The organism is Microbacterium sp. Bi128 (assembly GCF_918698205.1).
Genome location: NZ_CAKKMM010001096.1, coordinates 1 through 1727 on the forward strand (window position 1 = coordinate 1; position 1727 = coordinate 1727).

A 1727-nucleotide genomic window follows, 5' to 3' on the forward strand; every position below is an offset into this window, starting at 1 on the left:
ACCGTGGAGAGGTCCGGAGTATCAGCAGCGCCAGCAGTAAGGATTCCGCATGACCCACAGTGAGCCCACCATCCAGTCCGCCCACAGCTACCCCACCGTGCTGACCACCGAAAGCCTCAAAGGCGGAAACGAGGACGTTGTCGACGCGAACGTCAACGTGGTCAACGCCATGTTCGAGGAGTTGCTGGACACGGAAGAGATCTCCCCGGCCGCGCTGCGCAGTTACTACGTGGACTTCTACCTCACGCAGGCGCTGGCCGGCGGTTTCGCGCAGTACGTGTTCACCGCGCCCGAACGCGAGGAAGTCGACCCCTACGTCCGGGAAGGCCTGGAGGCCATGGGTGCCGCCGCGCACCTGGAGCTCTTCAACCGCACGGTGGCCGCCTTCGGCGCCCTTACCGACACCGACGTCGACAGCTACCTCGACGGCGGCAGCGGCTGGGCCGCCGGAAGCACAGAGGAAGACGAACCGGGCGACGGGGTCTCCGACGCCGTTCGGCGCATCGAAGAACTGGACGGGGAATTCGAGTCGATCCTCGCAACAGAGGACATCGCTGCGCTGAATGCCGCGTGGCTGCGCGGTCAGGAGGACTTGCTGGTCCTTTCCGACGACGACCTCGACGCCCACATTGCCGGGCGGGTGGCCCGGCTTTCCGACCTCGCGGAGCGCCAGGCGGCAGCCGCCGAGGAGGCGCTCCTGGACGCGCCGGAGTTCGAGCAGATAATCCGCGAGCTGTGCGGCCTCGCGGGCCACAGCCTGGTGCGGATCACCATGGGCGATCCGAATTATGAGCACAACGGGGAGACCACCCTGGCCTGGCACTTCACCACGGAACAGGGCGAATTCCTCATGCTGGAGGACGACGACGAGGCCTTCATGCTCAATCCGCGGACCCAGGAAATCCTCGCGGCTGTGGAGTTCGAAGAGGCTGTTGACTTCGAAGGGGCTGTTGAGTTCGCAGGGTCAGCGGAGTTCGAAAAGGCCCGCCCGTAGGCGGCCTTCCGCGACAGTTTTCCGGTACGGCCGGCGTCTGCCCCCAAATGCAGGCGCCGGCCGTGCCGTGTTGAGCAACCCGTGCCGACTAACTCTGGCCCGGCCGTGCCGGGTTTAGTTTTCCTGCCCGGCGGACCGGGCCCGGCGGATCCGCGGCCGGCGAGCCTACCCGGCCGGCGGTGCGGTGATCATTTCCCCGGAGGGTGACACGAGGAACCAGACCCCGCCGACGCCCTGGCCGTTGATGTCCCCCGCGGCCTGGTCCTTGGAGTAGTAGTAGATCGGCATCCCGTTGATGGTCACCTGCATCTTTCCGTCAGCCGTGGGAATGGTTCCGACCTTGCCGGTGACGCCGTTAACTGTGGGAGTCGCCGTCGTCGACGTGACAGCGGGCCACGACGTCAGGCACGCGCCGGTGCAGACGCTGTTCCCGGAATCCTTCGTGTTCTTGGTGAAGAAATAGACGCTCAGTCCCTGGTCGGCCACCACGATCTGGCCCGCCTTGGACTCGCCCACCGAGAGCTCCGCCGCGGTCATGGACGACGGCGCGGAACTCGCCGGCGCGCTGGACCCTGCGGGAGCCGACGTGGCCGGTGCCGCCGACGTCGGCGTCGTGGTCGTTCCGCCGCCGCAGCCGGACAGGAGGGCGGCCAGAGCGAACGCGGACAAGCCAATGCTGAGATGCTTCTTCATTTGCTGCTCCTAGACTCGAGCCAGCCCAACTCGGAGGCCG

General features: G+C 66.6%; 2 protein-coding genes. One reads left to right on the forward strand and one right to left on the reverse strand.

Annotation, left to right across the window (positions count from 1 at the left end; genetic code table 11):
* Positions 1–49: 49 nt before the first annotated feature.
* Positions 50–994: a hypothetical protein gene (locus LQV45_RS30110; protein ID WP_230010864.1), complete on the forward strand. Its 945-nt coding sequence runs from the start codon at positions 50–52 to the stop codon at positions 992–994.
* A gap of 165 nt (positions 995–1159) precedes the next feature.
* Here the strand turns inward: LQV45_RS30110 and LQV45_RS30115 are convergent, their stop codons facing one another.
* On the reverse strand, positions 1160–1687 hold the full coding sequence (locus tag LQV45_RS30115; protein ID WP_230010865.1) for a hypothetical protein: 528 nt from the start codon (positions 1685–1687) through the stop codon (positions 1160–1162).
* Positions 1688–1727: the final 40 nt, after the last annotated feature.